The following is a 26,777-nucleotide window of genomic DNA, read 5'->3' as shown; positions in this document are numbered from 1 at the left end:
GATTAAATCATCTGTCGAAAAGCTAGACAGACATTGTGACCGCCAAACCCGAAAGAGTTAGATAGTACTACGCCTAATTTCTTTTCTCTTGCTTTGTTGGGAACATAATCAAGATCACAATTTGGGTCAGGATTGGAATAGTTAATTGTTGGCGGAATTATTTCATGTTTTATTGCTAAAACACAAGCAACGGCTTCTATTCCTCCTGAACCTCCCAACAAATGACCAGTCATTGATTTGGTTGAACTAGTGGGAACTTGGAACGCGTGATTGCCTAATGCAGTTTTAATTGCCGAAGTTTCATTACTGTCATTTGCGGGAGTACTTGTTCCATGAGCATTGATGTAATCAACTTGCTCAGGATTGATTTTTCCATCATTTAATGCAAGTTTCATGGCTTCTGCACCTCCTACTCCACCTGGTGTAGGAGATGTGATGTGATGAGCATCACATGTGGTTCCATAACCAATTATTTCGGCATGTATTTTTGCGTCTCTTTGTAATGCATGGTCAAGAGTTTCTAAAATTAATACACCTGCACCTTCGCCAATTACGAATCCATCTCTTTGAGAATCAAATGGTCTACTTGCTGTAGATGGATCGTCATTTCTAAATGATAGGGCCTTGGCACTCGCAAAGCCTGCCACCCCAAGAGGTGTGATACTTGCTTCTGCTCCGCCACAAACCATTGCATCTGCCTTGCCTAATTGGAGAAGTCTGAATGCATCACCAATAGCATTTGACCCTGCCGCACAAGCAGTTGAAACTGCTGAACTTGGACCTTTAGCGCCAAGTGCAATTGCAGCAAGACCAGTAGCCATGTTTGGAATCATCATGGGTACGGTAAAAGGACTTACTCGACTAGCTCCTTTGTTGTTTAAAACATGTGCTTGAGTTTCCATAGTCAGCAATCCGCCAACTCCCGATCCAATAATTACTCCAATTCTTGCCGAATTTGAAGCGTCAATTACGAGGCCTGAATGATTCAGTGCTTCTTTTGCTGCAATGACTCCAAATTTTGAGAAACGATCCCATCTTTTGGATTCTTTTGGCTCTAAAATACCTTTTGGGTCAAAACTTTTTACCTCTGCTGCAAATCTGCATGCATGAGATGAGGCATCAAAGAGTGTTATTTGATCGACCCCATTTTGACCAGATTGAAGGCCTTGGAGGTAACTTTTTAGGTTATTGCCAATAGGAGTAATGGCACCAAGACCTGTAATAACAACTCGATGGAGTTTCTCCATCATTTAAACCTCAAGACTGTTTTTCTTCGATGTATTTGACTGCATCCCCGACAGTGGCAATGCCTTCTGCAGCCTCGTCAGGGATCTCTATGTCAAATGCTTCTTCGAGAGCCATAACTAATTCGACAGTGTCGAGAGAGTCAGCACCGAGATCGTTTTGGAAATTTGAATCCGGCTTTACTTCACCAGCTTCAACGCTAAGTTGTTCTGCGACAATAGAACGAACTTTTTCAAGGATTGCTTCCTGGGACATAACCTTCTTAGACCTGACTTCCAATCTTACGGGTTAGAGTGTCGAGTTAACAAAAGTGACGGCATTGCAACTATTTTTTTTTATGTAGCGAAACGTAGGTATAGTTTTATACATCAAGGAAACATGGGTTGGTAATTTGTCACACGCCGTCAAAATCTATGACACCTGTATTGGCTGCACCCAATGCGTAAGGGCTTGTCCACTGGATGTTCTTGAAATGGTGCCCTGGGATGGTTGCAAAGCCTCACAGATAGCTTCATCTCCGAGAACCGAAGATTGTGTTGGATGTAAGCGATGTGAAACTGCTTGCCCAACTGATTTTTTAAGTATTAGGGTCTATCTAGGTGATGAAACAACTAGAAGTATGGGTTTGGCTTATTAGAAATTAGTATTTTTCTTAAAGAAGGTTTATTTTATATATATATAATTTGTGATAATAATTTAAATACATGTGTGGCATATTTGCAGTAATTGGATCTAGAGAAGTCTCTTCTTTACTAATCGATGGATTAAGAAAACTCGAATATCGTGGCTATGACTCTGCAGGGATAGCAACAATTGACAATTCAAATAAGGATAATAGTGGCCAAATAAATGTCAAAAAATCAAAAGGAAAGCTGATTAATCTTTCAAATTTAATTAAACAAAAGCTTCCAAAAGGTCATGTAGGCATAGGCCATACCAGATGGGCTACTCATGGCAAACCTAACGAAAGGAATGCCCATCCTCATCTTGATTTCTCAGGGCAAATTGCAGTTGTGCAAAACGGGATTATTGAAAACTATAGAGATATATCTAAAAGCCTTGCCATAAAAGGAATTAAATTTACTTCGGAAACTGACACTGAAATTATTCCGCATTTAATCGGATTAGAAATAGAACAGTCTCTGGCTAATGGTTTTCCCCCTAATGGACACACATTATTAAAAGCAGTTCAAAAGGTTTTGACTTGGTTAGAGGGGACTTATGCCATAGCAGTGATTTGGTCTAAGGCACCCAATGCTTTAGTGGTTGCTAGTGAACAAGCGCCATTAGTCCTTGGCTTTGGAGAGGGGGAGTTTTTTTGTGCAAGTGATACCCCTGCTTTGGTGGGTTTTACGCGTACATTTTTACCTTTAAGGGATCATGAAATTGCACTGCTAACACCATTGGGAATTGAACTTTATGGTGATGATGGAAATAGGCAGCACAGAGCTCCATCACTGTTACAAGGTACTGAATTTTTTGCAGATAAAAAAGATTTCCGTCATTTTATGCTTAAAGAAATTTATGAGCAGCCAGAGACGGCACAACAATGGTTAGATAGATTTTTGCCTATGGATTTGCCCTCGGGTAATTCAGTAGCTTTGCCGATTTCGACATCTCTTGTTGAGAGGATAGAACAAATACAAATACTTGCCTGCGGTACTAGCAGACATGCAGGTATGGTTGGTGCTTATTTGTTGGAACAGTTTGCAGGAGTTCCAACAAAGGTATATTTCGCGAGTGAATTTCGATATGCTCCTCCTCCACTCTCCCCAAATACTCTGACTATTGGAGTGAGTCAATCTGGCGAAACCGCAGACACCTTGGCTGCATTAAGAATGGAAAAGGAGAGAAGAGATTCGGCTGACGATCCTAACTTTTATTTTCATCAACTAGGAATTACTAATAGAGTTGATAGTAGTTTAGGTCGCGAATTGGAAAATGTTATTGATATTGAATCAGGCATTGAAATAGGTGTCGCAGCAACTAAAACTTTTCTTGGTCAAATGTTGTCCTTTTATGGTTTGACACTTTTATTTGCTTCTCATAGACAAAAAAGATCATCGCAAGAAATTTTAGATCTCTCTCATGATTTGCGATTAATTCCTAAACAGCTAGCGGATCTGATAAAAAAACATGATTCTCTCTCTCAGGAAATAGCCCATTTATTTGTTGACACAAAAGATGTAATTTTCTTAGGTAGAGGAATAAATTATCCAATTGCACTTGAAGGTGCTCTTAAGCTGAAGGAAATCAGTTACATCCACGCGCAAGGCTATCCCGCTGGAGAGTTAAAGCATGGACCAATAGCACTGTTGGATCAACATGTCCCGGTGGTATCAATAGCTGTTCCTGGTATTGTTTATGAAAAAGTTCTAAGCAATTCACAAGAGGCTAAAGCTAGAGATGCTCGTTTAATTGGGGTTTCGACGTATGGACCTGAGTCAGAAATGTTCGATGAATTATTTACTATTCCAAAAGTTAGTGAATGGATTAGTCCTCTATTGACCGTTGTACCTTTACAGTTATTTAGTTATCACATAGCTGCCCATAAAGGCTTAGATGTCGATCAGCCTAGGAATTTAGCAAAAAGCGTGACTGTGGAATAAAAATTTCAATTTTAAATGAACTTGTATAATTAATTTTTAGTAATTGATTTGAAAAAAACTATAGTTTTTATGAACGCGTATTTTTTAGTCTTCCGTAAGAATCTTCAAAGCGGATGATATCTTCTTCATCTAAATAGTTACCGCTTTGAACTTCAATAAGCTCAAGCTTCATTTCCCCTGGATTACTTAACCTATGCTTGCACCCTAAAGGAATAAATGTACTTTCATTTTCAGTTAAAAGTTTCTTTTCTCCATTTTTTTCTATCAAAGCTGTTCCATTAACTACGACCCAATGTTCAGCTCTATGGTTATGCATTTGTAAAGAAAGAGAGGCATTTGGCTTTACTTCTATTAGCTTTACAAGCCATCTTTTACCCTCAACTATTGTAGTGTAATTGCCCCAAGGTCTATAAATTTTTCTGTGCATTTTACCTTCTGGAAAGGATGATGAACTCAGACCTTTTACTATATTTCCAATATTTTGGGATTGATCTCTATTAGCCACTAATACAGCATCATTTGTATCTACAACGATTAGATTTTCAATCCCTATACCTACTATTAGACGTTGTTCACTGTTTAAATAACAGTTTTTACTTTTTTCAGCTATTACTCTTCCATTTATATAGTTTCCATCATTATTTTTTTGACTAATATCCCATAAAGATTTCCAACTTCCAATGTCACTCCATCCAACATTTAAAGGAAGAACGGTTCCTAATTTTGTTTTTTCCATCACTGCTATATCTAATGATATTTTTGGACATTGCTTGAATGACTCTGCTTCTAACCTAAGAAAATCAAGATCTTTTACATCTTTTTCTAAGGAAATTTTGCAATAATTAATTATTTCTGGAGAGAATTTTTCTAATTCATTTATTACCGAACTCGCTTTAAAGAGAAACATACCACTATTCCAAGTGTAGCGAGAATCTTTGATTAATTTTTCAGCGATATCTTTATTAGGTTTTTCTATAAATTTGTTTATTTCTAAACCAGTTATTTGATCTTCTTTATTAGGCGATTCTTTTGCTTCAATATAACCGTAACCAGTTTCTCCGGATGTTGGAACAATACCAAAAGTCACTAATCTTCCCTGATTTGCATAAGCTTTTGCAGATTGAATGACTCTTTGAAACTCAACGATATTTTCTATTAAATGATCAGCTGCCAAAATTAAAAGCAAAGGATCTTTACCTAAAGAAATTGCTTGAAGAGCAGCAACTGCTATTGCTGGGGCCGTATTACGGCCTACGGGTTCAAGAATAATAGCTTGAGGATCAGTATTTATCTCTCTAAATTGTTCTGCAACTATAAATCTATGCTCCTCATTACATATTAAAATTGGATTTTCTAGTCCATCTAAACCTAGAAGCCTTTCATAAGTGTTTTGTAAAAGAGTTTTCTTTGTTCGCGAATCTAGTGCCAGAAATTGTTTAGGATAACTTTCTCTCGAAAGTGGCCAAAGTCTTGTTCCTGATCCACCACTAAGAATTACAGGAATTATTGAGTTATCGGTTATTTCCATGAAGAATTTTGTAATCCATACTTGAAGTTCTGCTTAAAAACCTGAATGATTTTTAGAGTTCCAATAAGCCAGGGGGTGGATTGATTAGCAGCCATTTTTCTTTGATTTCTATTTCTGGGACAATTTCTTTAACAAAAGGTACCAAAACTTTTTTACCTTCCACTAACTCTATCTCTAGAAGGTCATTCCCCCCTTTGATTAAGTCCGTTACATAACCAATTAAAGTCTTTTCCGGGCCTCTTCTTGCTTCTAAACCAATTAAATCAAAATAATGGTACTCATCTTTACTCAAAAGTGGTCTGCTATCAATTGGAATAACTAATTTCCATCCAATCATTTCCTCTGCAGAACGTCTATTCGATACTCCCTCAATAGAAAGTACATAGATTGCTTTGCCAGGAATAAGCGTTCCTTTGTTTAATTTGATTTCAGTGGGTAATTCGTTATTTTTTTGAATCCATCGTTTTCCTGGGTTGGTAAACCTTTCAGGAAAGTCGCTGCTAGGTTTAACCCGTATATTTCCTCTTAAACCCTGCGGCGCAACAATTTCACCTATTGATATCCATTTATCGTTTTCGATCATTTTTATTAGTAGACTTTTTTTAACAGTTTATTTGAATATGTTTAATTATGGCTGATTCAAAAGATCCTATTCTCCCTGGTACAACAGTAACTGTTAAGAATCAAGAGTCAATTTATAACGGCTATGAAGGTTTTGTTCAAAGAATTAGTGGTAATAAAGCGGCAGTGCTTTTTGAAGGAGGTAATTGGGATAAATTATTAACATTACCTTTAAAAGATCTCGTTAAAAGCTGATGAATAATTGTTCCAAAGAAATGAAGAATTACTGATCAATTACACTATTATCCAAATAATTTAGTGCTTTACTTGCTGCATCCTTTTCTGCTTGTTTCATTGATTTTCCCCAACCCTCAGCTATTGATCGATTTTTGATATAAACAGTACAAAAAAATCGTTTTGGATTGTCATGTGTTTTGTCAATTTCAATTGTTTTGTATACAGGGATAGATACTCCTTCACTTTGAGTTAATTCCTGAAGTGCTGATTTGTAATTTTTTTTATGAGGATCAGCTAGAATTTCTTTGCTTTTTTTATCCCAGAATGGAATAAGCCAATTTTTTATAGGATCTAAAACAGTGAGACTTTCATACAAAGCTCCTATTAACGCTTCAGTTGCCTCTGCTTGAATAGTTGAATTCGCTGATTTATCTCTAAGAGCTTTTTTACCAATTAATAATACACTTTTTATCTCTATGCTTTTACCTACTTCCTCTAGCCATTGATCACTTACAAGATGTGAGCGAAGTTCAGATCTTTCTCCAACTTGCATATATGGATATTTATTTTTTATGAAATCAGATGCAATGAGTCTTAGAACTGCATCTCCAAGAAATTCAAGATTCTCATAATTAATTTCACTATTTGCTGAACTATGTGTAAGTGATTCATTGATAAATAAAATATTTTTTATTTTTTTATGAGTAAATTCTTTTTGATATTGTTGATCTAGATTTAGACCTCTAATAAAATTAATTATTTCTTCTACTCTTTGAGTTGAGATTTCCATAATTCTTTAAAGCACATAATTGAGTTTATGAAAAACAGGATTTTGTTTTAAATTTCTTTTTGTAAACTTAAATAAAGTGAAAGCAGGTCATAAGCCGGGTTCTGTTCATTCCTCTTTCTTAGAAAGTGAATGGGCAATCATCTATCTGGGACTAACGTTGCCGATAGCCTCAAGCGGCTCTTCTTAGGGACAAGGTCTATGGCCTCCAGCGTCCCTCGCCTTGCTCCTAGCCGGGGTTTACCTAGCCAGCACCTCTCGATGCTGCTGGTGCGCTCTTACCGCACCTTTGCACCCTTGCCGCGCTTGTTGGGATTTCCCCATTTAGCATTAGGCGGTGTGTTTCTGTGGCACTATCCTCACGGTCACCCGCACTGGGAATTACCCAGCAAGCCTGGCCAAATAGGAGCCCGGACTTTCCTCAATAGAATTCTTCAGCGTTTAGCTGAATGATTCTATTGCGATCACCTCCCCTGCTTTCAACTCCATCATGCCTCAAGGCATACTTAATTTCAGGGGACTGTAGCTCAGTTGGATAGAGCGACGGTTTCCTAAACCGTAGGTCGTGGGTTCGAGTCCCGCCAGTCCCGTGCAAAAAACGAATTAAAAGTAAAAATATGTACTCCTACATGTGGTGGGTGTGCAAAATTGTTACTCTCTCGCTAGCGTTGGTGTAGTGAATAAGTCAACATGGCCCAGCTTCACGATCTTCGCTTGCGGTTACTTGTTCAACAAGAGAGTGAGCACATATCTAATTCCCAACCGAGTGATTTAGATCTATCAATTGTTCAAGCTAGATGTTTATGTTGGCTAACACTTTTAGCTGAAGCACATGAAGATCAAGCTAATGATGCAGAAGGTAGGGCTGATACAGAACAAGCCATGGGATGGTTCGCGGACTCAATGAGATTGCGTGATGTAATTCAAGTAGTAACTAGCATTGAGATACCTCTGCCTGAGAGTTCCGATGTAGACAATATTGAAGGAGGAGGAGAATCTTTTCAGGATGAACCACCTATGACGGCCTAATAAATGCCATGATGGTTTCAAGCTGCCTTGATGAAGGTGCCTGAAGAACCATGCCAATGTCCAGATTGCCTGAGATTTTACAGGGAACATGATCGTTTAATTAGAGAGTTCCCCACTCTGCGTCAACAACAAGAGATAAATTGGGCAGCGCTTCAATCTTTTAGAACTTTATGTGGACGAGTTTTAGAAGATTTGCAAAAGAAACTGAATACAAATTTGTCCGATCAATCTGAAGAGAATTTAAGAACTGGAACTTTTGAGAAAAAAGATAAATCTATTTCACAAGTAATCTCTGATCTTGAGAATATTAATGCTCATTTGTATTCAATTGAGGCTCTAATGGAAAGAATATTTGATTTTAAAGTTCCCGATGATGTTGAAGATATATTTAGAGAGGTTGCTGGGGAATTAGCTCCAGATCCATTAAATATTGATCGATTAAGATTGAACAGATTATTACATCAAACACCTGACTTACCAGATAAATAGATATTTATTTTTCACAACTTATTTCGACAGGTAATGGTTTAACTTTCCATATGGATTGACAATATTCTCTAATTGACCTATCTGATGAGAAAAAACCAGACCTTGCAGTATTTAATAAAGCCATTCGGTTCCATTTTTGACTCTTTTTCCATGCTTTACTAACCTCATCTTGTGCACGAAGATAATCGTCAAAATCTGCCATAACAAAGAATGGATCATTGCCCGTCAAAATATTTATTATTGGTTTAAAAAGTGCACTATCACCGTTACTAAAATGTCCAACCTCTATTAACTTGAGAGTTTCTTGTAATTCATCTGATTCTTTAATAAAACTATTAGGACTATAACCTTGATCTCTTAATTCCATAATTTCTGACTCTGTCTTACCAAACAAAAAGAAGTTTTCGGAGCCTACTCTTTCTCTTATCTCTACATTAGCTCCATCAAGTGTTCCTATTGTTAATGCTCCATTCATGGCAAATTTCATATTTCCAGTCCCTGAGGCTTCTTTACCAGCGGTTGAAATTTGCTCAGAAAGATCTGTTGCTGGATAGACTTGCTCACCTAGTTTCACATTGTAGTCAGGAAGAAAGACTACTCTTAGTAATCCATCCATATCAGGATCTGCATTTACTACATCTGCTATCCCATTGATAAATCTGATCATTAGCTTTGCCATGAAATAGCCAGGCGCAGCTTTTCCACCAAAAATGATTGTACGAGGTGCGATATTTTTGGTTATTCCATTTTTTATTCTTAGATATTGTGCAATTACTTGCAAAGCATTTAAATGCTGTCTCTTATATTGGTGAATTCTTTTAACTTGAACATCAAATAAACTTGCGGGATCTACTAGGACACCAGTTTGTCTGTGAATATAACCAGCAAGCTTTCTTTTACCAGATAGCTTAGCTGAAGCAAAAAGATCTAAGAAATTAGAATCATCTTCTTTTTTTTCTAACTCTAATAATAGGTCCATATTAGTAATCCAATTGGGACCAATCTCTTTGTCAAGAAGTTTGGAAAGTTCAGGATTGGCTAAAGCCACCCATCTACGTGGAGTAACTCCATTGGTGACGTTAGTGAATTTTTCAGGCCAGAGTTCTGCAAATTCAGGTAATAATTGTCTCTTGATTAAATCTGAATGAAGTGCAGCGACTCCATTTACATGATGTGCTCCAATTGTCGCTAAATGTGCCATCCGAATAGCTTTGCCACCTTCTTCGTCAATAATTGAAAGCTTTCTTAAAATCAGATCATTACCTGGATACTTAAGTCTTACTTGCTGTAAGAATCTCCTATTTATTTCATATATAAGTTCTAAATGTCTGGGCAATAAGTTTTTAAATAGGTTGAGGTCCCATTTCTCCAGAGCTTCGGGTAACAAAGTATGGTTTGTATATGCAACTGATCTATTGGTGATTTCCCAAGCTTTATCCCAATCCAATCTATGTTGATCGATTAATAGTCTCATTAACTCAGCAACTGCAATAGCTGGGTGCGTATCATTTAGTTGAACTGTCCAATGATTGGGAAAATCTTCAACAGGTATGGATCGCTTTTCTAGACTTCGGAGCATGTCCTGTAAGGAACAACTTACAAAAAAGTGTTGCTGCTTTAATCGCAATCTTCGTCCTTCATCAGTTCCATCATTGGGATATAGAACCTTTGAAAGAGTTTCCGAGGCTACTTTTTCTTCAACAGCACCATAATAATCGCCAATATTAAAGGCATAGAAATCAAAGCTCTCGGTTGCATCTGCTCTCCATAATCTCAGGCGGTCACAGCTATTAACTCTATAACCAAGAACAGGAACATCATGTGGAACACCTATTGCATGCTCGCTTGGAATCCACCGAGAGCGATAATTTCCATTGTCATCCGTATAACTCTCAGTTTGTCCACCAAAACCTACTAAACATGCTTCGTCTGGCTGAGGTAATTCCCAAGGCCATCCCCCTTTGAGCCATTTATCAGTAACTTCTACTTGCCAACCATCTCGAATTAATTGGTTAAAGATGCCAAACTCATAACGGATTCCATACCCCACTGCGGGCACCTGCAGGCTTGCAAGTGATTCCATATAGCAAGCAGCAAGTCTACCTAACCCTCCATTGCCAAGCCCTGGTTCTTCTTCTACTTCTAATATATCGTTTAGGGATTCAATGCCAAATCTTTTAAGAGCTTCTTCTGCTTCTTTTTTTATACCTAAATTTAATAAATTATTATTTAGTTGGGGTCCAATTAGAAATTCAGCAGAAAGATATGCGACTGTTTTTTGGGGCCTTGCACGAATTGTCTCCTGGCTAGTTAGATATCTACTCATCAATCTGTCTCTAACAGCAAAGCTCAAAGCCATATAGAGATCTCTCAGGCTTGCCGATGTAGCGAGTTTGCCAAGAGTGAAAAAGAGATGCTCAGTCATTCCATCGAAGACTGCATCAGCATCCATGCCAGCACGAACAGGATCCGCATAGCATCCTGGGGTCGGCAGACGCAGGTCTAGTGACTGGGAGCTGCTCATAAAGGCATCAAATGTTTCTGGACGCTAGCCAATAAAGCTTTAGTAATCAGTTAGTAACTTCAGATCCACACCTTATTGATTAAGTCTCCTTTGATACTTATGCCAAATATGCCCTGTGATTAGGTAATTTAAGTCTTAAAGAAAAGGCTTTTCTAGAAAACCTGATGGTATTAACTCCTTTAATCTCAGCCCTGAATACGCATGATGTTGAGGTTGCGGAAACACTTATAGGGGTCATTAATTTCTTAATGATCTTTGTTGCGGCAAGGACTTTGGCTGAAATCTTAGTTCGTCTAAGTTTGCCTACAATCGTCGGTGAACTTCTTGCGGGAGTCTTAATTGGTGCCTCAGGACTACATCTTCTATTGCCGCCAAGTGCTCATGCTGAATTAAATCAAGGTTTTGTCTCTGTTATTAGCACCCTTGCTTCAGTACCCAAGGAAGCAGTCCCTGATATTTATTTTGAAACTTTTCCATCATTACAAGCCGTAGCAACTTTAGGGCTATATGCGTTGTTATTTCTAACCGGTCTGGAAAGTGAATTAGAGGAACTTGTAGCAGTTGGAGCACAAGCGTTCACTGTCGCAATGGCAGGGGTGATTTTGCCATTTGCTTTTGGAACTTTTGGATTAATGTTTATTTTTCAAGTAGATATAATTCCTGCAATATTTGCTGGTGCATCTATGACTGCGACAAGTATTGGCATTACTGCAAGTGTTTTTGGTGAACTTGGATATTTAAAAACTCGCGAGGGTCAAATTGTTATTGGCGCTGCAGTTCTAGATGACATACTTGGAATTGTAATTCTTGCCGTTGTGGTTGCACTTGCCACGGGAGGATCGTTGCAAATTGCTCCCATTGTCAAATTAGTTTTAGCTGCAACTGTTTTTGTTATTGCTGCAATTGCTTTGAGTAGAACAGCAGCTCCAGCTTTTGATTGGTTGCTTGAAAGACTTAAAGCTCCCGGAGCTGTTGTTGTGGCTTCGTTCGTGATTTTAGTCCTAAGCTGTTTTGTTGCTACTGCTATTGGTTTAGAAGCTGCTTTGGGTGCTTTTGCCGCTGGATTGATACTAAGTAGTTCAAAAAATAATCATGCAATTCAACAATCTGTTTTGCCTTTGGTATCGCTTTTCGCAACAATTTTCTTTGTCCTTGTTGGAGCAGGTATGGACCTATCTGTTATCAATCCACTTGATCCTGAGAGTCGATCTGCTCTAATTGTTGCTGGTTTCTTGTTTATTGTTGCAATTGTTGGAAAGATTGCTGCTGGATGGTCCTTTGTCATAGATAAACCAACAAATCGATTAGTAGTTGGCTTGGGAATGATGCCTAGAGGTGAGGTCGGATTGATTTTTTTAGGATTAGGAACCAGTGCTGGTTTGCTTACGCCTTCCCTCGAAGCTGCAATATTGTTGATGGTTATTGGAACTACCTTCTTAGCCCCTGTGCTACTAAGAGTCGTTTTGAAAGATAAACCTCCTTCAGGTGGTAACTCTATTCCGGATGAGGTCGCAGCTGATCCAGTTGGATTAGTTTAAAAAATTGTTTAAAATGCTTTTTCAAAAAGGTGAGGAAATTTCGAAAAAAAGAAATCCAATCATTAATCTCTTTCTATAGATGATTGACTAATATCTGTAAGCGTTAGCTAATTCCTAAATGATTTCCTCAGTTGTAGAAGAAAATCTTTCTGATTGGAAATTCTTAGGTCATTCTGTTCACTGCTTGAGCATTTTCCCTGAAGATCATAAAAACAAGACTGATAAAGAAAAAGGACCAGCAATTCTTTTAATTCATGGCTTTGGTGCTTCTACAACTCATTGGCGGCATAACATACCAGTGCTGGGAAAGAATTATGAAGTTCATGCTCTAGATCTTCTTGGCTTTGGTAAAAGTTCTAAACCTAGTGGTCTTGCTTATGGAGGCTCACTTTGGAAAGACCAAATAGTCTCATACGTCAAAGAAAATATTGGGAGACCAACAATACTTGTTGGTAACTCTTTAGGAGGATATGCCGCGCTTGCAAGTGGTGCTGCATTGGGTGGTGATGCAGCAGGTGTTGTTTTATTAAATGCCGCTGGTTATTTCAGTGAGGACAAAAAAACAACCACAGGATTTTGGGCTACGGCTAGAAAGACTATCGCTGGCATATTTCTCAAAAATGCTTTATTGCAAAGAATAATTTTTGAAAATCTTAGACAGCCTTCAACAATTAAACGTACTTTAAATCAAGTTTATATTGATACATCAAATGTTGATGATGAATTGGTAGAAGCTATACGAAAACCATCTTTGGATGCTGGTGCCTTTAATGTATTCAAAAGTGTTTTTGATCCCGCAGGACCTCAGGGACGACCACTTGATGAGTTGTTTGCTCAGTTGAAAGCACCATTGTTATTGCTTTGGGGAAATAGAGATCCTTGGATGAATGCACCTGGGAAAAGAGCAACTTATAAAAAACACACTCCTCAAAATACAAAAGAAGTTATTTTGGATGCTGGCCATTGTCCACATGATGAAGTTCCTGATCAGGTGAATAGCGCTCTTTTAGAATGGATCGAGCAGCTTTAATCGATGACTGTCAGTTTTATAAAGAAGTTAAATCCTTATTCTCACTGGGAATATTCAAATCCTGAATCAGATTCATTAATAAGAATTGTCCCTGAAAGAGGAGGATTGATAACTGATTGGCGCAGTGAAGGGAAAGAACTTTTGTACTTTGATTTAGAGCGTTTTTTAGATAAAGATAAAAGTGTTAGAGGAGGAATACCTATCCTTTTTCCCATATGTGGTGATTTATCTGAAGACTATTCAATAAGTGGTAAGAAATACTTTTTAAAACAGCATGGCTTCGCAAGAGATTTACCTTGGTCAATTAGCTTGTTAAAAGATAAATCAGGAGTAAGGCTAAAGCTTAGTGATTCAAGCGATTCACGTTCTTGTTTTCCTTTCTTTTTTACGCTATTAATGGATGTTCGCTTGAAAAAAAAGTGTCTTCAAATATCGATTAAAATCTATAATCAGAGTCAAGAATGTATGCCCTTTAGTTTTGGACTGCATCCATATTTCCAAGTTTTAAATATACAAAAAATAAAGATAGGTGGTTTGCCTGAAAAATGTATTGATCAAACTAATATGAAAGTTACTAATTCATCGGACCAAATAAGAATTTTAGATAAAGGAGTTGACTTTCTTTCTTATCCTTCTCGCTATGTTAAAATTTTCGATTGTTTGTCTAGGAATGTAATTGAATTAATTCATCAAGACCCAATGGATACAACGGTAATTTGGACTGATCCTCCAAGGCAAATGGTTTGTTTAGAGCCTTGGACAAGTCCAAGAAATTCATTGGTGACTGGAGATAGAAAACTTGAGATTAAACCAGAAGAATATATAGAATTATTTACCACTTTTAAACATAATTCTTTTTAGTTATTTATATCTTTGAGTAATATAATTTGTCACTAATTAAATTTTATTTATAATTTTTTTGTATGACAAATATTTCAATATTTTGTTCGTTTCTGCATCTATGATCAAGATATTATAGATTCATCATTCATGAATTTGTGATGAATAATGTTAGGAGCAGATGTTTCCTCTCCAAGTGTACTTAATATTGAGGACCTCAGGTCTAGGGCTAAAAATCGTCTACCGGCAATGGTTTTTAACTATATAGATAGTGGTGCAGATAGAGAACAAACACTTTCACAAAATTGCAACGCATATAATGAAATTTTATTTAGACCTAGATGTGCAGTTTCTGTTCCATCGTGTGATCTTGGAATATCTGTTTTAGATCAGAGCTTTCAACTTCCTTTCTTATTGGGACCAGTAGGGAGTAGCAGAATGTTTTATCCCCAGGGAGAAGTGGTTGCAGCTAGAGAGGCAGGAAAAGCTGGAACAGGATATACTTTGTCGACTCTCTCAGGCTGTTTATTAGAAGATGTTAAAGCGGCTACAAGTGGACCAGCTTGGTATCAGCTTTATTTATTAGGTGGTAAAGAAGTCGCGTTAAAAACAATTGCTAGAGCTAAAGAAGCAGGATTCTCAGCAATAGTTGTAACTATTGATACGCCTGTATCTGGTTTAAGGGAAAGAGATATGCGATCCGGAACCCAACAGCTTTTATCGATGAATCCTTTTGAGATGCTTCCTTATATTCCTCAAATATTAGTTAAACCATGCTGGATGACTCAATGGTTAAGTGATGGAGGCTTAATGAGTTTTCCAAATGTTCAACTTGATGATGGCCCTATGGGATACACGGCAATTGGTCCTGCTTTAGAACAATCAGTTGTTACTTGGGAGGATCTTCAATGGATACGCGAAGCGTGGGGTGGAAAAATTATTGTTAAGGGTATACATATTGGTGATGACGCAAAAAAAGCAGTAGAGCTAGGTGCTGATGCGATTGTTATTTCTAATCATGGAGCTAGGCAACTTGATAGCGTTGCTCCCACGATCCGTGTTTTGCCAGAAATTTTAGCTGCAGTTGATGGAAAAATAGATGTGTTACTAGATGGAGGTATTCGCAGGGGTAGTGACGTCGTTAAAGCATTATGTCTAGGTGCAAAAGGGGTTTTGATAGGTAGAGCTTATGCATATGGACTTGCTGCGGCAGGAGGGAAAGGCGTTGCCAGAGCTATAGAAATTCTTCAAACAGATATAGTAAGAACTATGAAACTATTGGGATGTGGGTCAGTTGCAGATTTAAATAAATCTTATATTCAAGTTCCTGAAAGTTGGGAGAGATTCGAATAAATCCTTGATGAAAAAAATAGATTAATTTTTTATGAAAATAATCATTTTTGATGATGATCCAACTGGATCTCAAACTGTTTATGGATGTCCATTATTATTAAATTGGGATGAACAAACTCTAGAGGCAGCATTTACCAAATCTTCGCCTTTAATATTTATACTTGCGAACACTAGATCTTTATCTTCTGCTTTAGCCGTTAAGAAAACTAGAGAAATATGTTCATCTATTAAGAAGTTTTTTTTAAGACAAGGATATTCTAAAGATGATTATTTTTATATTAGTAGAGGTGATTCAACATTGCGTGGTCATGGAGTTTTGGAACCTGCAATTCTTGCGGAAGAATTAGGACCATTCCATGCAACATTTCACATTCCAGCTTTTTTGGAAGGTGGAAGAACAACTGTAAACGGTATTCATTATCTAAATGGGATACCTGTGCATAATACTGATTTTGGTCGCGATAATATTTTTGGATTTTCTACTAGTGATTTAGCTAAATGGATTGAAGAAAAAAGTTTTGGAAAGATACAGGCGGAAAATATCTTGCACGTTGAAATTAAACAATTAGACATGGCTTCTAAGAACAAAGATTGCTTTAACTCTCTTTTAAGCTTTTTTTCTAAATTAGAAAATAATGTTTCAGTAGTTGTGGATGCTGAATTACCTCATCATTTAGAAACCCTAGCTAGAGCAATTAAAGTAGTTTCTAAAGAAAAAAGATTTCTTTTCAGAACAGCAGCTAGCTTTATCAAATCTTTATCTGAATTACCACCTAACCCTAAAGATATTGCAGATTTAGTATCTTTAAAGTCGAAAAATAATCAGTTTGCATATAAGCCAGGTTTGATAATGGTTGGCTCCTATATGAAATTGGCTACAGATCAATTAGAGATTTTATTGAATGATAATTCCTGTGAAGGTCTGGAAATACCAGTCGGTAAATTAGCTGATATTTTTGCTTTAGAAGATTATCAAGAGAAAATATTAGAGCTGGAGGAAATATTATTATCGAAAATAGATGATATTTTAGATATAAAAAAAGTACCAGTTTTATATACTACTCGAGAAGAAATGAAGTTTTCTTCTTCCTCTAAAAGAATGAATTTTGGATTGGAACTTGCAGAGTTTATGGCAATTCTAGTTGGGAAAATAAAGAATAAGTTTGGTTATATTATTAGTAAAGGAGGTATTACAACACAACTATTGCTCCAGAAGGGGTTGAATTTTAATCAAGTAGATTTAAAAGGCCAAATATTACCAGGATTGTCAATAGTAACAAGTAATTCTGATCTATATCATTTACCAGTAGTTACTTTTCCAGGTAATCTAGGCAATGAGAAAACACTTTTAGAATCATTTAGATTGATGGAGTCAAACTCTTAGTTTTTGAAAGACTCTAAACAATATTTAATTAAAATCTTTCAACAATTGATTTAGCAAACTCACTACAACTAAGAGGCGCTACGCGTGGCTCCATTAATCGTGCCAGATCGTAAGTCACTTTTTTATCTGAAATCGATTTACTCAATCCATTTGTAATTAATTTTGCTGCCTCATTCCAACCTAAATATTCCAGCATCATTACTCCACTAAGTATTACTGAACCTGGATTGATTCTGTCTAAGCCTGCATGCTTTGGAGCTGTTCCATGGGTGGCTTCGAAAATAGCCGCCGTATCTCCAATGTTTGCTCCTGGTGCCATCCCCAGCCCACCAACGATTGCTGCGGCCGCATCTGATATGTAATCACCATTTAGATTGAGAGTTGCAAGTATGGAATATTCTTGAGGACGAGTTTGAATTTGTTGGAAAATACTATCTGCTATTCGGTCATCAACCATCACCATATCCTTCCATTTTCCATGACCATGACTATTTCCGATGCTTGAAAGAACTGAGCAAACTTCATCACAAATAGCTTTCTTTTTCTCTTCTGTTAAAGATGAATAACCTGGATCAATTAACTCAGCATTCTCCTCGTAGGTGATATGAGGATTTTGTTCTAAGTTATCTAAAATCCAACTTTCTCTTTCAGTTACGCATTCATTCCTAAATTCTGTGGTTGCTAATTCGTATCCCCAATCTCTGAAAGCTCCTTCAGTAAATTTCATGATATTTCCCTTATGAACTAAGGTCACATGTCTTTTGCTCCCCTCAAGGTTGAGTGCATGTTTAATCGCTCGTCTGATATGTCTTTGACTACCACTTTTGCTAACGGGTTTAATTCCGATTCCTGCGCCGTTAGGAATTTTTCTGTTTTTTAGTTTTTGGCTGGCTGGAATTATTTCATTATTGAGTTGATCAATCAATTTGATGCATTCGGGATCATCAGATTCCCATTCAATGCCCATATAAATATCTTCAGTATTTTCTCGATAAACAATTACATCTAAATCTTGAGGCTTTTTATGAGGGCTTGGAGTCCCTTCGTAATACTTGCAAGGTCTAACGCATGAATACAAATCAAAAATTTGTCTTAGAGATACGTTTAAAGATCTAATCCCTCCGCCTATAGGCGTTGTTAAAGGTCCTTTGATTGCTATCCCGTAAGTTCTTATCGCCTCAAGAGTGTCGTTTGGCAAGTATTGATAAGTTCCATATAAGTCACAAGCTTCATCTCCTGCATAGATTTTGAACCATTCTATGGATCTATTTCTTCCATAAGCTTTTTCAATAGCTTTATCGATGACTAATTGTGTAGCAGGCCAAATATCTATTCCTGTTCCATCACCTCTGATAAATGGAATAATTGGATGCTCGGGTACTACTGGGTTTCCATCAACAAAAGTAATTCTTTGGCCTTTTGATGGAGCAATGAGCTTTTCAAAATTTGCCATAATTTTTATTCAGCGATTAATAGATCTAATGTTGAGCTTATGTCTAAGTGGTAAGTTTTGATTAAATGATTTTGAACTCATGGCAGTAGCCTTGGCTAGGCAACTTCGTGAAGGGACTAAAAAGTCTCATACGATGGCTGAAAATACAGGTTTTATAAGTTGTTTTCTCAAGGGAGTAGTTGATAAGTCCTCATACAGGAATTTATTAGCTGATTTATATTTGGTTTACTCTGCGATGGAGGAAGAGATAGAAAAACTTTGTGAAAATTCTCATCCAATAATTTCTCCAATTGGATTTAAAGAGCTTTTTCGTAAGGAAAAATTGGAACAAGATCTTTCGTTCTACTTTGGTAGTAATTGGACTAAATTGATAAAACCCTCTAAGCCAGCTGTTGAATATGAAGCAAGAATTAGAGAAATTGCTAAAGATAATCCTGAACTTTTAATTGGCCATCATTACAGCAGATATATTGGCGACTTGTCTGGGGGACAGCTTTTGAAAACCATCACTAAAAAAGCTATGAATCTACCTGGAGACGAGGGACTTAGCTTTTATATTTTTGAGGAAATTAGCAATGAAAAAGAATTTAAAATCAAGTATCGAAATACTTTAGATAATCTTCCGATTGATCAAAAGATAGCAGATTCAATTATTGAAGAAGCTAATAGATCTTTTAAATACAATATGGATATTTTTAATGAATTGGAAGGAAATTTAATTGCTGCTATAGGAAAAGTTTTATTTAGATTCTTTTCAAATAAAAAGCGGAAAGGTAGTACCGAGTAATGAAATTAATATTTTCTCAAGACTATTCCTTTGTTTGTATTCAGTATTTATTAAGATGTCTATTATAATAGTATAAAAGATTTGTATTTATTCTTTTTAACTGATTCAATCACTTTGATGGTGAGAAAATTATTAAATCCTCTAAGGAGATGACTTTATATGTTTGATGATCTTTTAAGTCAGTTAACTAAAAATATTATTGAACATGGCGGTAAAAAGTTGATTGTTCCGGATGAATTTTGTGAACGCGTTTCTATAAAAGGCAATTATAAACTGAATAGTTGGTTATGGGATGTCCCCGGATTTCGCAGATGGAGAGTGACTAGATTGGATGCAGGAGATCGTCTTCAAGTATTAAATTCAGTTGCTTATCCTCATGATCAAAATGATATGCCAATTATGGGCATTGATCTTTTGTGGTTTGAGAAAAAAGAAAAGCTAGTTGCTATTCTTGATTTCCAGCCTCTTGTGCAAGATAAAGAATATTTTGATAGATACTTTGATGGCTTAAAAAGCCTAAAACAATGTTTTAATGAGTTTAATTCTGATATTGAAAGTAATATATATGATCCAAGCAAGTACTTTTCCCCATGGGCTCTATTTTGCAAAGGTGGTAATTTTGAAGCGGAAAATATTTTACCAAAGGTTTTTAGCTCTTTTCTTAAATGTTATTGGGTAAATCTTGATTTATCTAAAGTTAATGAAAATTATATTAAATCTCAAGAGGTCAGCTTATTGCATATAGATTATAATAAATATAGTGCTGAAAAAGATCCGGCTCATGGTTTATTTTCTGGTTTTTTTGGTAAAGAATGGTCAGAGAAGTATATGAATGAGTTTTTATTTCCTTTAAGCCTATAAACATTAGTTCTTCATTTTAGTTTTTAAATGCAAAGTAACCGAAATAATAGTCTGGAGTCTATTTCAATAAGTAATTGGCGTTGGTCTTATTTCTTAGATGAAACTATTAAGAAGTTTTCTATATTTGAACCTAGCCCTTATCCGATAAAGAATGATTTTCTTTTTAGAGAATCATTCTTTGGTTCTAGTTCTAATCCTAAAAAAGTTATTTTGGAAACATGGGGTCTAAAGACGAAAAAAATTCGACAGGCTAGATGTGCTTGCCTGCAAGCTGGTGAAATAACGTCAGTCATGAATTTAGTAATCTCACCTTGCAATAATTATGATTTACCTTTTTTTGGAGCCGATTTTGTAACACTTCCAAATGGACATCTTATTGCTTTAGATCTTCAGCCCGCATTAAAAGACGATAAAGTTCATACCCAATATTTTTTAGGAAAGTTAAAATATATTCACGCTAATTGGCAATCTCAACTTCCTTCAGGAGGAGATATACCTCTGGAGGCTAGACAATATTTCTCTCCAGTTTTTCTTTGGTCTAGAATTCCCCTAGGAGCTGAAGGCGATAAATTAATTAGTCAGATAATTAAACCAGCTTTTGATGATTATTTGAATTTTTTCTTGGATTTAATTGCTAATGCACAAAGGATGTCACTAGAAAGATCTTCAAGACTTCTAAATGGTCAGAAAAAATATATGCGATATCGTGCTGAAAAAGATCCTGCAAGAGGAATGTTACGAGGCTTCTTTGGGAATGAATGGACTGAAAGTTATATAAATAATATTCTTTTTGACTTACAATAAAGTTGAGATTTGAAGACTATGGTAAAAAAAATTCTCTTTGTTTGTTTAGGAAACATTTGCCGTTCTCCTGCAGCCGAAGGCGTCTTTAAGCAAAAAATTAAAGATAGAGATTTAGAAAAACTTTTTCTGGTTGATTCAGCAGGAACTGGCGGTTGGCATGTTGGAAATCTTGCAGATCCACGTATGCGTGAAACAGCATTATCAAGGGGTATAGAACTGACCAGTAGATCGAGAAAAATAGAAGAAGGTGATTTATATGAATTTGATCATATCTTGGTTATGGATAATGATAATCTTGATGCTGTTAAATCATTAATTAAAGATAATAAGAACCCTATAAATTATAAAATCAAACTTATTCTAAGTTACTCAAAACACTCTCAATTAGAAGAAGTCCCAGATCCTTATTATGGAGGGCAAAATGGCTTTGATCAGGTTCTAGATTTGCTTGATGATGCTATTGATGGATTAATAGATAGTCTCATGTATTAGGAGTTGGCCAGACTTCTTCTGGAATCTTTGATCTGAAAATATAAATCAGTTCTTTTAATACATCTTCAATATTCATTCCATCTGTTACTAGTTCTATTGCATCTTGAGCTTTTTTTAAAGGAGCTATTTTTCTTTCCCTATCTTTTTTATCTCTTTCTTTAATTTCTTGTTCAAGATTTTCCAGACTGGAGAATTCAAAACCTTTTTTCTTTAAGTCAAGAGCTCTTCTTTTTGCTCTTTCTGTGGGAGAGGCAGTAAGAAAAATTTTTACTTCTGCCTCTGGAAATACAGCTGTGCCGATATCTCTTCCTTCTGCAACCAAGCCCCCATTATTGCCGATCATTTGTTGTTTTCGCGTAAGTAATTCTCTTACAAATTGTTGTTTGGCTATTTCAGAAACCATCGAAGTCACTAGTGGAGATCTTATCTTCTCTGTTACGTCAATATTATTTATGAATATTGCTTGCTCAACAAAGCTTGAGGTTTTAAATTCTAATTTTGAATCTTTCAAGATATTTTTGATTTCAGATTCATCACTTGGATCAATAGAATTGCTGATTATTAACCAGGTCACTGCTCGATACATTGCGCCAGTATCTAAATAAATAAAACCAAGCTTGTTGGCAAATGCTTTAGTTACTGTGCTTTTCCCGGCACCAGCAGGACCATCAATCGCAATAATTGGTTTTCGTTGCATCAGAAAAGTGTGATCAATTAGCCTAGTAGACCCACATTTTACTGCTGCTGCTAAAAGGCATAGTCTATTTATATTTTCTGTTTCTTTTAATGAAAATGGATCTACGATTTTTAGATATTGAATTTTTAAATTGTTTTCTTTAAGTATAGAAGCTATTTTTGGAATATTTATTACTTTATCTTTTTCAAAGTCTGTTTTTGCTTTTTTGAGTGCATTTGGTAATGATTGAGCATTTGCTCTTTCAGAGGCGTTCAAATAAGAATTTCTTGAACTATAAGCAAATCCAGTTTGGTCTCTTTGTGTGGCATAGGATTCAATTTTTGTAGGTATTGATAGTTCTTGAAATAGCTTTCTAATAATAATCAACTGTTGCCAGTCTTTTTCTCCTAGGATTATCTTCTCTGGCCTAATAATGTTTATGAGACGAATAATAACTGTTGCAACTCCATCAAAATGCCCTGCTCTCTCTGCACCACATAATTTATTATGCAATGTTTGAGGAACTTGAATTTTAAAATGTGAATTTTCTCCTCCAGGGAAAACCTCAAAATAATCTGGGACCCAAACTGCATCTGCGCCGGCGATAAAAGCTAATTCAGCATCTTTGCTTATATTTCTGGGATATTTTTTGAAGTCTTCATCTTTTCCAAATTGCAATGGATTTACAAAAATACTTACAAGAATAATTTGGTTTTTCTTTTTTTTTCTTTCTTTTGCTTGCTCAATTAAATATTGATGGCCAGGGTGAAGTGCTCCCATAGTAGGGATGAAAATTATTGCTGAATTGTTTTCACTAAGCCAATCTTTTAATTCAGCATTAGTTTGGAAAATTTGTACCACTATGTTGGTAAATAAATTAATTTCATCAACTTATGATTGAAATGAAATAAGTTGATTGCATACTGACCCCATATGGATTTCATATTAGGGTTCGTATCTTTTGAATAAGAAAGCTTTTTACTGATGGATTACAAAACTGCGGGAGTTGATGTTACTGCTGGAAGAGCCTTTGTGGAGCGAATTAAATCATGCGTTGAAAAAACTCATAAAAAAGAGGTCGTCGGTGGGTTAGGAGGTTTTGGAGGATGTATAAGGATTCCAAAAGGCTATGAAAGTCCAGTCTTGGTATCTGGGACAGATGGTGTTGGTACAAAATTGGAATTAGCTCAGCAATATGGTTTTCATTTTGGAGTTGGAATAGATTTAGTTGCAATGTGCGTGAATGATGTAATAACTAATGGGGCTCGCCCTTTATTTTTTCTTGATTACATAGCAAGCGGAACTTTGACTCCTGATGCTTTGGCGGAAGTGATAGAGGGGATTGCAGCAGGCTGTGTTCAATCTGATTGCTCTCTCTTGGGAGGCGAAACTGCTGAAATGCCAGGTTTTTATCCCAGTGGAAGATATGACCTAGCAGGTTTTTGTGTTGGGATCGTTGAAAATCATCAACTCATAGACGGCACGAAAATAAATTGTGAAGATAAGATTATTGGGATTAAAAGTAACGGTGTTCATAGCAATGGTTTTAGTCTTGTTCGTAAAGTTCTTTCCATGGCGAATGTGGATGAAAATACTCTTTATGGGAAAGATAAAAGAAACTTGATTCGATCTTTGCTTGAACCAACAGCAATTTATGTTCAACTTGTTGAGAAATTGTTGAGAGAAAATTTACCAATTCATGGAATGACTCACATCACAGGTGGTGGCTTGCCAGAGAATCTCCCTAGAATTTTCCCTTCTGGATTGTCACCACATATAGATAAAACTACTTGGGTAACCAATGAAATCTTTCATTGGTTACAAAATGCTGGTGATATTCCTGAAATTGATCTTTGGAATACTTTTAATATGGGAATAGGTTTTTGTCTAATTGTTCCTAAAAATGAAGTGAATTCTGCTTTAGAAATATGTAATACAAATGATTTTCAAGCTTGGAATATTGGTCAAGTTGTTGAAAGTCAGAATAATTCAAAGCACATTGATATTTTAGGAATAACTAAGTGAGGTTCAAGCTTAGTTTTATAAAATTCTGTCGTAGAGTTTTTTGAATAAATTAAGTGAAGGTTAAAAAAGATTTTCTATAACGGTAAAAAAACAGTAAGATGTAAAAAAACGCAAGCCGGATATTAGTTCGGATAATGCGAAGTTAGATCTTAATTAGTTCTATGCCTTTTGAAAATCAACAGCGTTTAACGCGTAGGAGAAGTTCTGCAGGTCCAACACCTCCAAAAAGGCCTCTAGGAGGTCAAGCAGATTCGGTTATGCGACAAAATAGTGGGCCAAGACCAACTTTTTTAACCCTTAGAGATCATGGAAAAGTTTATGTAGCTGATTTACCAAACTTGTCTGACGGACAACTTTCTCATATTGGAAAAGAAGCTGATGAAGTTCTTACAAGTTTGGAGAGTAGGATTAATGATCTAGAACAAGAATCAACTAATGGGCAAAGAGATAACGATACCTTAATTAAAGCGTCGACTAAGCATGAAGTTACTCTCAGATTTATTCGAGCCATTCATGACGAACAAGAGCATAGAAAAAATAATCCTGCATTAAAAGATGCGGCATCAGAGTCTTTACCACTCACATTCCTTGAGGTAGCTAGGCATAGATTGCCAGGTGCAACTTTTGACTCGTTGTTGAGAGAAGCATTAGAAGCTTGTGCTCAAGATGAGAAAGAGCCAGAGAAAGAAATAATTGAAAAAAGCGCCAATTCACAGCCTATACCACCAGCAAAAGTGATTACTCTTCCTACTTCCTCAGATTCAATGAAGGTAATTGTCAGCCCTGATACTTGAATTTTTATTAGGGACTAGTGAAAGGGTTTTGAGGCATATTTGCGAGACATTTATTCCTGTAAAAATCCAGACTTTCTTTTTCACTTTGAGTTAAAGACCAATTAAGTGCAGAAATTGCTTCTTTAGCTTGAAATGAATTACGAATCCCAACTATTGGTTTAGCTCCATTAGACCTTACCCAATTCAAGGCAACTTGTGCCTGGGAAGCTGAATACTTTTTACCAATATTAGTGATTAATGTTCTCAATTCTACAGTTTTGGGAAGTATTCTTCGGAATAACTGTTGTCGTAAGAAGGTTTTAGGCTTGGGAAATCGATTGGGTGGAACTGTTAGGATTCCCAGTCCTAATGGACTATAAGCTAAATATTCAATTTCATTTTCATCACAGATATTTTTGATCTTTTCATCTTCTAAAGAAGGTTTTGTTAATAACGAAAGTTGCATTTGTATACTATTGATTTTAATTCCTCTCTTTTTCAGTTTTTGGAATAAAAAATTTAGTCTTTTTGGACCAGTATTAGAGAGCCCAATTTCTTTAATTAAACCTTCTTCGTATAAATCTCCTAGGCCATTAATTAATTGCTCTTCTTGCCAAGGTGCATAGCGATAAGTACTCCAATGAAGTTGTACTCTTGTCATTTTCCCTTTGAGCCGCTCATTACTTTCTTGAAAAGCTTTATTGAGACCATTCCGACCAATTCTCCACGGAAATGGTGCGAGCTTTGTTGCGATAGTAATTTTTTTGAGCTTCCTCTGAGGTAACTCTTCTAGGAAATTACCGATCAGCTTTTCGCTTTGCCCAAATAAAGTTCCAGTGCCATAGGAATCTGCACTGTCAACAAGATCTAATCCCCCATCTATGGCATCAAAAAAAGTTTTTTTAAGTAAGATATCATCTGTTTCAGCTTTGTAGCCCCACACAAGTTTGTTTCCCCATGCCCAAGTTCCAAAACCAATCCCAATTTTTTTCTTAGCCATGACTTCATTGATGTTATTTCAAATAAAGAAAAACTAATATCATTATCTTACATGAATAAATTAAATAGTTTTAAAGATTCTTCTTTTAAAAAAAAGTACAGTAATGAAGAAAATTACAAAGACAATGAGAGCATAGATCATCAACAAAAAGTTCTATGTAATCATTGTGGAAGAACTTCTAGTAACGGAATAAGATGTCTAGGTATTTGCGTGGCAGATAATGATTATTAATTTATCTATTTAGATGTAAAAAAATTAAAATAGATTGTTCGTATAAAGTATTAAGTTTTATATAATACTATTCAATTACGTCAATAATCCCTTCAGTTATATATCTTGCCATTTTAGTTATGTGTTTTCTTATTTCACCTTCTTTAATATTCCACTTGCTGGACATTTCTTTTACTTTTTTATTTTCTTTAATGTACTGAATCATTTTATTTGCTAAGTATACAGGTAATTCTTCTTGATTTGTAGAAGATAAAGTTTCCCACCCTGCTTTATCAATGAGTCCAATTTTATGGAGATCTTTAGTATTCGTGAAATTATATAATTCTGTAATACCAATAGAGAGATAAAGAGATCCTAATTCATCAAGAAAACTTTTTGAGTTGTTACCATTCTTGAATTCAATAATTTTTTCATCGAGTAAAGATATTTGTTCAGATTCACCTTCCTTTATTGAATTTAATAATTTATAAAAAGAACTGAATTCAATTTGATCAGACACTGTTCTTATTGGTTAATACGAT

The 26,777-nt window shown here is 35.9% G+C and carries 27 protein-coding genes, 1 tRNA gene and 1 other RNA gene; 18 read left to right on the top strand and 11 right to left on the bottom strand.

Going from position 1 to position 26,777, the window contains the following annotated elements; all coding sequences use genetic code 11:
- Nucleotides 1–2 precede the first annotated feature (2 nt).
- Both fabF and acpP read right to left on the bottom strand, forming a co-directional pair.
- Nucleotides 3–1,250, bottom strand: coding sequence for a beta-ketoacyl-ACP synthase II (gene fabF, locus SIB53_RS02930; protein ID WP_413678709.1), 1,248 nt, complete (start codon nucleotides 1,248–1,250; stop codon nucleotides 3–5).
- A 7-nt stretch (nucleotides 1,251–1,257) separates the two neighbouring features.
- Nucleotides 1,258–1,500 carry an acyl carrier protein gene (gene acpP / locus SIB53_RS02925; RefSeq protein ID WP_011295529.1) on the bottom strand — a complete coding sequence of 81 codons (243 nt, stop codon included), beginning with the start codon at nucleotides 1,498–1,500 and terminating at the stop codon, nucleotides 1,258–1,260.
- Nucleotides 1,501–1,636: 136 nt separating this feature from the next.
- Between acpP and psaC the strand changes: the two genes are divergently transcribed.
- Together psaC and glmS are read left to right on the top strand one after the other, a co-directional pair.
- On the top strand, nucleotides 1,637–1,882 hold the full coding sequence (gene psaC, locus SIB53_RS02920) for a photosystem I iron-sulfur center protein PsaC (RefSeq protein ID WP_011295528.1): 246 nt from the start codon (nucleotides 1,637–1,639) through the stop codon (nucleotides 1,880–1,882).
- A 67-nt stretch (nucleotides 1,883–1,949) separates the two neighbouring features.
- A complete protein-coding gene (gene glmS, locus SIB53_RS02915; RefSeq protein ID WP_413678708.1) occupies nucleotides 1,950–3,854 on the top strand; it encodes a glutamine--fructose-6-phosphate transaminase (isomerizing) in 1,905 nt (634 codons plus the stop codon).
- A gap of 67 nt (nucleotides 3,855–3,921) precedes the next feature.
- On the opposite strand, the gene SIB53_RS02910 is transcribed toward glmS, so the two are convergent.
- Together SIB53_RS02910 and rimM are read right to left on the bottom strand one after the other, a co-directional pair.
- Nucleotides 3,922–5,382, bottom strand: a complete 1,461-nt coding sequence (locus tag SIB53_RS02910) for a mannose-1-phosphate guanylyltransferase/mannose-6-phosphate isomerase (protein WP_413678707.1) — start codon at nucleotides 5,380–5,382, stop codon at nucleotides 3,922–3,924.
- Between the two features lie 52 nt (nucleotides 5,383–5,434).
- On the bottom strand, nucleotides 5,435–5,965 hold the full coding sequence (gene rimM / locus SIB53_RS02905) for a ribosome maturation factor RimM (RefSeq protein ID WP_413678706.1): 531 nt from the start codon (nucleotides 5,963–5,965) through the stop codon (nucleotides 5,435–5,437).
- A 47-nt stretch (nucleotides 5,966–6,012) separates the two neighbouring features.
- On the opposite strand from rimM, the gene SIB53_RS02900 reads away from it, so the two are divergent.
- Nucleotides 6,013–6,198 (top strand): NAD(P)H dehydrogenase subunit NdhS, encoded by a 186-nt coding sequence (locus tag SIB53_RS02900; RefSeq protein ID WP_413678705.1) that lies wholly within the window; start codon nucleotides 6,013–6,015, stop codon nucleotides 6,196–6,198.
- Between the two features lie 28 nt (nucleotides 6,199–6,226).
- Here SIB53_RS02900 and rnc read toward each other — a convergent pair whose 3' ends face one another.
- Together rnc and rnpB are read right to left on the bottom strand one after the other, a co-directional pair.
- Nucleotides 6,227–6,970 carry a ribonuclease III gene (gene rnc / locus SIB53_RS02895; protein WP_413678704.1) on the bottom strand — a complete coding sequence of 248 codons (744 nt, stop codon included), beginning with the start codon at nucleotides 6,968–6,970 and terminating at the stop codon, nucleotides 6,227–6,229.
- A gap of 74 nt (nucleotides 6,971–7,044) precedes the next feature.
- An RNA gene (gene rnpB, locus SIB53_RS02890) (RNase P RNA component class A) lies at nucleotides 7,045–7,448 on the bottom strand.
- A 35-nt stretch (nucleotides 7,449–7,483) separates the two neighbouring features.
- Here rnpB and SIB53_RS02885 point away from each other — a divergent pair.
- From SIB53_RS02885 to SIB53_RS02875, 3 genes are all read left to right on the top strand, one after another.
- Nucleotides 7,484–7,557, top strand: a tRNA-Arg gene (locus tag SIB53_RS02885).
- 100 nt (nucleotides 7,558–7,657) lie between these two features.
- The gene (locus SIB53_RS02880; RefSeq protein WP_413678703.1) at nucleotides 7,658–7,996 is read left to right on the top strand and encodes a hypothetical protein; all 339 of its coding nucleotides are present in this window, start codon (nucleotides 7,658–7,660) and stop codon (nucleotides 7,994–7,996) included.
- Between the two features lie 36 nt (nucleotides 7,997–8,032).
- On the top strand, nucleotides 8,033–8,485 hold the full coding sequence (locus SIB53_RS02875; RefSeq protein ID WP_413679104.1) for a hypothetical protein: 453 nt from the start codon (nucleotides 8,033–8,035) through the stop codon (nucleotides 8,483–8,485).
- A 4-nt stretch (nucleotides 8,486–8,489) separates the two neighbouring features.
- Here the strand turns inward: SIB53_RS02875 and SIB53_RS02870 are convergent, their stop codons facing one another.
- Entirely contained in the window at nucleotides 8,490–11,009 is a 2,520-nt protein-coding gene (locus SIB53_RS02870; RefSeq protein ID WP_413678702.1) for a glycogen/starch/alpha-glucan phosphorylase, read from the bottom strand.
- Nucleotides 11,010–11,173: 164 nt separating this feature from the next.
- On the opposite strand from SIB53_RS02870, the gene SIB53_RS02865 reads away from it, so the two are divergent.
- The 5 genes from SIB53_RS02865 to SIB53_RS02845 all read left to right on the top strand — a co-directional run bounded on the left by SIB53_RS02865 (nucleotide 11,174) and on the right by SIB53_RS02845 (nucleotide 17,154).
- Complete coding sequence (locus SIB53_RS02865; RefSeq protein ID WP_413678701.1) at nucleotides 11,174–12,547, top strand: cation:proton antiporter; 1,374 nt, start codon at nucleotides 11,174–11,176, stop codon at nucleotides 12,545–12,547.
- A 118-nt stretch (nucleotides 12,548–12,665) separates the two neighbouring features.
- On the top strand, nucleotides 12,666–13,577 hold the full coding sequence (locus tag SIB53_RS02860) for an alpha/beta fold hydrolase (RefSeq protein ID WP_413678700.1): 912 nt from the start codon (nucleotides 12,666–12,668) through the stop codon (nucleotides 13,575–13,577).
- A gap of 3 nt (nucleotides 13,578–13,580) precedes the next feature.
- On the top strand, nucleotides 13,581–14,438 hold the full coding sequence (locus tag SIB53_RS02855; protein WP_413678699.1) for a galactose mutarotase: 858 nt from the start codon (nucleotides 13,581–13,583) through the stop codon (nucleotides 14,436–14,438).
- Nucleotides 14,439–14,585: 147 nt separating this feature from the next.
- Nucleotides 14,586–15,770, top strand: a complete 1,185-nt coding sequence (locus SIB53_RS02850) for an alpha-hydroxy acid oxidase (RefSeq protein WP_413678698.1) — start codon at nucleotides 14,586–14,588, stop codon at nucleotides 15,768–15,770.
- A gap of 31 nt (nucleotides 15,771–15,801) precedes the next feature.
- Nucleotides 15,802–17,154, top strand: a complete 1,353-nt coding sequence (locus tag SIB53_RS02845; RefSeq protein ID WP_413678697.1) for a four-carbon acid sugar kinase family protein — start codon at nucleotides 15,802–15,804, stop codon at nucleotides 17,152–17,154.
- A 28-nt stretch (nucleotides 17,155–17,182) separates the two neighbouring features.
- Here the strand turns inward: SIB53_RS02845 and SIB53_RS02840 are convergent, their stop codons facing one another.
- Entirely contained in the window at nucleotides 17,183–18,607 is a 1,425-nt protein-coding gene (locus tag SIB53_RS02840) for an NADP-dependent isocitrate dehydrogenase (protein WP_413678696.1), read from the bottom strand.
- A gap of 79 nt (nucleotides 18,608–18,686) precedes the next feature.
- On the opposite strand from SIB53_RS02840, the gene SIB53_RS02835 reads away from it, so the two are divergent.
- From SIB53_RS02835 to SIB53_RS02820, 4 genes are all read left to right on the top strand, one after another.
- Nucleotides 18,687–19,394, top strand: a complete 708-nt coding sequence (locus tag SIB53_RS02835; RefSeq protein ID WP_413678695.1) for a heme oxygenase (biliverdin-producing) — start codon at nucleotides 18,687–18,689, stop codon at nucleotides 19,392–19,394.
- Nucleotides 19,395–19,553: 159 nt separating this feature from the next.
- Nucleotides 19,554–20,255 (top strand): 15,16-dihydrobiliverdin:ferredoxin oxidoreductase, encoded by a 702-nt coding sequence (locus tag SIB53_RS02830; RefSeq protein ID WP_413678694.1) that lies wholly within the window; start codon nucleotides 19,554–19,556, stop codon nucleotides 20,253–20,255.
- 27 nt (nucleotides 20,256–20,282) lie between these two features.
- A complete protein-coding gene (locus tag SIB53_RS02825; RefSeq protein WP_413678693.1) occupies nucleotides 20,283–21,059 on the top strand; it encodes a phycoerythrobilin:ferredoxin oxidoreductase in 777 nt (258 codons plus the stop codon).
- An 18-nt stretch (nucleotides 21,060–21,077) separates the two neighbouring features.
- Nucleotides 21,078–21,551, top strand: coding sequence for a low molecular weight protein-tyrosine-phosphatase (locus tag SIB53_RS02820; protein WP_413678692.1), 474 nt, complete (start codon nucleotides 21,078–21,080; stop codon nucleotides 21,549–21,551).
- On the opposite strand, the gene SIB53_RS02815 is transcribed toward SIB53_RS02820, so the two are convergent.
- Nucleotides 21,541–23,091 (bottom strand): bifunctional pantoate--beta-alanine ligase/(d)CMP kinase, encoded by a 1,551-nt coding sequence (locus SIB53_RS02815; protein WP_413679103.1) that lies wholly within the window; start codon nucleotides 23,089–23,091, stop codon nucleotides 21,541–21,543. The genes SIB53_RS02820 and SIB53_RS02815 overlap by 11 nt on opposite strands.
- A gap of 120 nt (nucleotides 23,092–23,211) precedes the next feature.
- On the opposite strand from SIB53_RS02815, the gene purM reads away from it, so the two are divergent.
- On the top strand, nucleotides 23,212–24,252 hold the full coding sequence (gene purM / locus SIB53_RS02810; RefSeq protein ID WP_413678691.1) for a phosphoribosylformylglycinamidine cyclo-ligase: 1,041 nt from the start codon (nucleotides 23,212–23,214) through the stop codon (nucleotides 24,250–24,252).
- Between the two features lie 161 nt (nucleotides 24,253–24,413).
- Nucleotides 24,414–25,046 carry a histidine phosphotransferase gene (locus SIB53_RS02805; RefSeq protein WP_413678690.1) on the top strand — a complete coding sequence of 211 codons (633 nt, stop codon included), beginning with the start codon at nucleotides 24,414–24,416 and terminating at the stop codon, nucleotides 25,044–25,046.
- Between the two features lie 7 nt (nucleotides 25,047–25,053).
- Here the strand turns inward: SIB53_RS02805 and SIB53_RS02800 are convergent, their stop codons facing one another.
- The gene (locus SIB53_RS02800; RefSeq protein ID WP_413678689.1) at nucleotides 25,054–26,025 is read right to left on the bottom strand and encodes an aldo/keto reductase; all 972 of its coding nucleotides are present in this window, start codon (nucleotides 26,023–26,025) and stop codon (nucleotides 25,054–25,056) included.
- A 51-nt stretch (nucleotides 26,026–26,076) separates the two neighbouring features.
- On the opposite strand from SIB53_RS02800, the gene SIB53_RS02795 reads away from it, so the two are divergent.
- Complete coding sequence (locus SIB53_RS02795; RefSeq protein ID WP_413678688.1) at nucleotides 26,077–26,256, top strand: hypothetical protein; 180 nt, start codon at nucleotides 26,077–26,079, stop codon at nucleotides 26,254–26,256.
- A 67-nt stretch (nucleotides 26,257–26,323) separates the two neighbouring features.
- Here SIB53_RS02795 and SIB53_RS02790 read toward each other — a convergent pair whose 3' ends face one another.
- Nucleotides 26,324–26,755, bottom strand: coding sequence for a hypothetical protein (locus tag SIB53_RS02790; RefSeq protein WP_413678687.1), 432 nt, complete (start codon nucleotides 26,753–26,755; stop codon nucleotides 26,324–26,326).
- Nucleotides 26,756–26,777 lie beyond the last annotated feature (22 nt).

The sequence above is a fragment of the Prochlorococcus sp. MIT 0916 genome (assembly GCF_047305155.1).
Taxonomy (GTDB): Bacteria; Cyanobacteriota; Cyanobacteriia; order PCC-6307; family Cyanobiaceae; genus Prochlorococcus_B.
The sequence above is the reverse complement of the archived record's forward strand: the minus strand, read 5'-3'. Positions and strand labels throughout refer to the sequence as shown.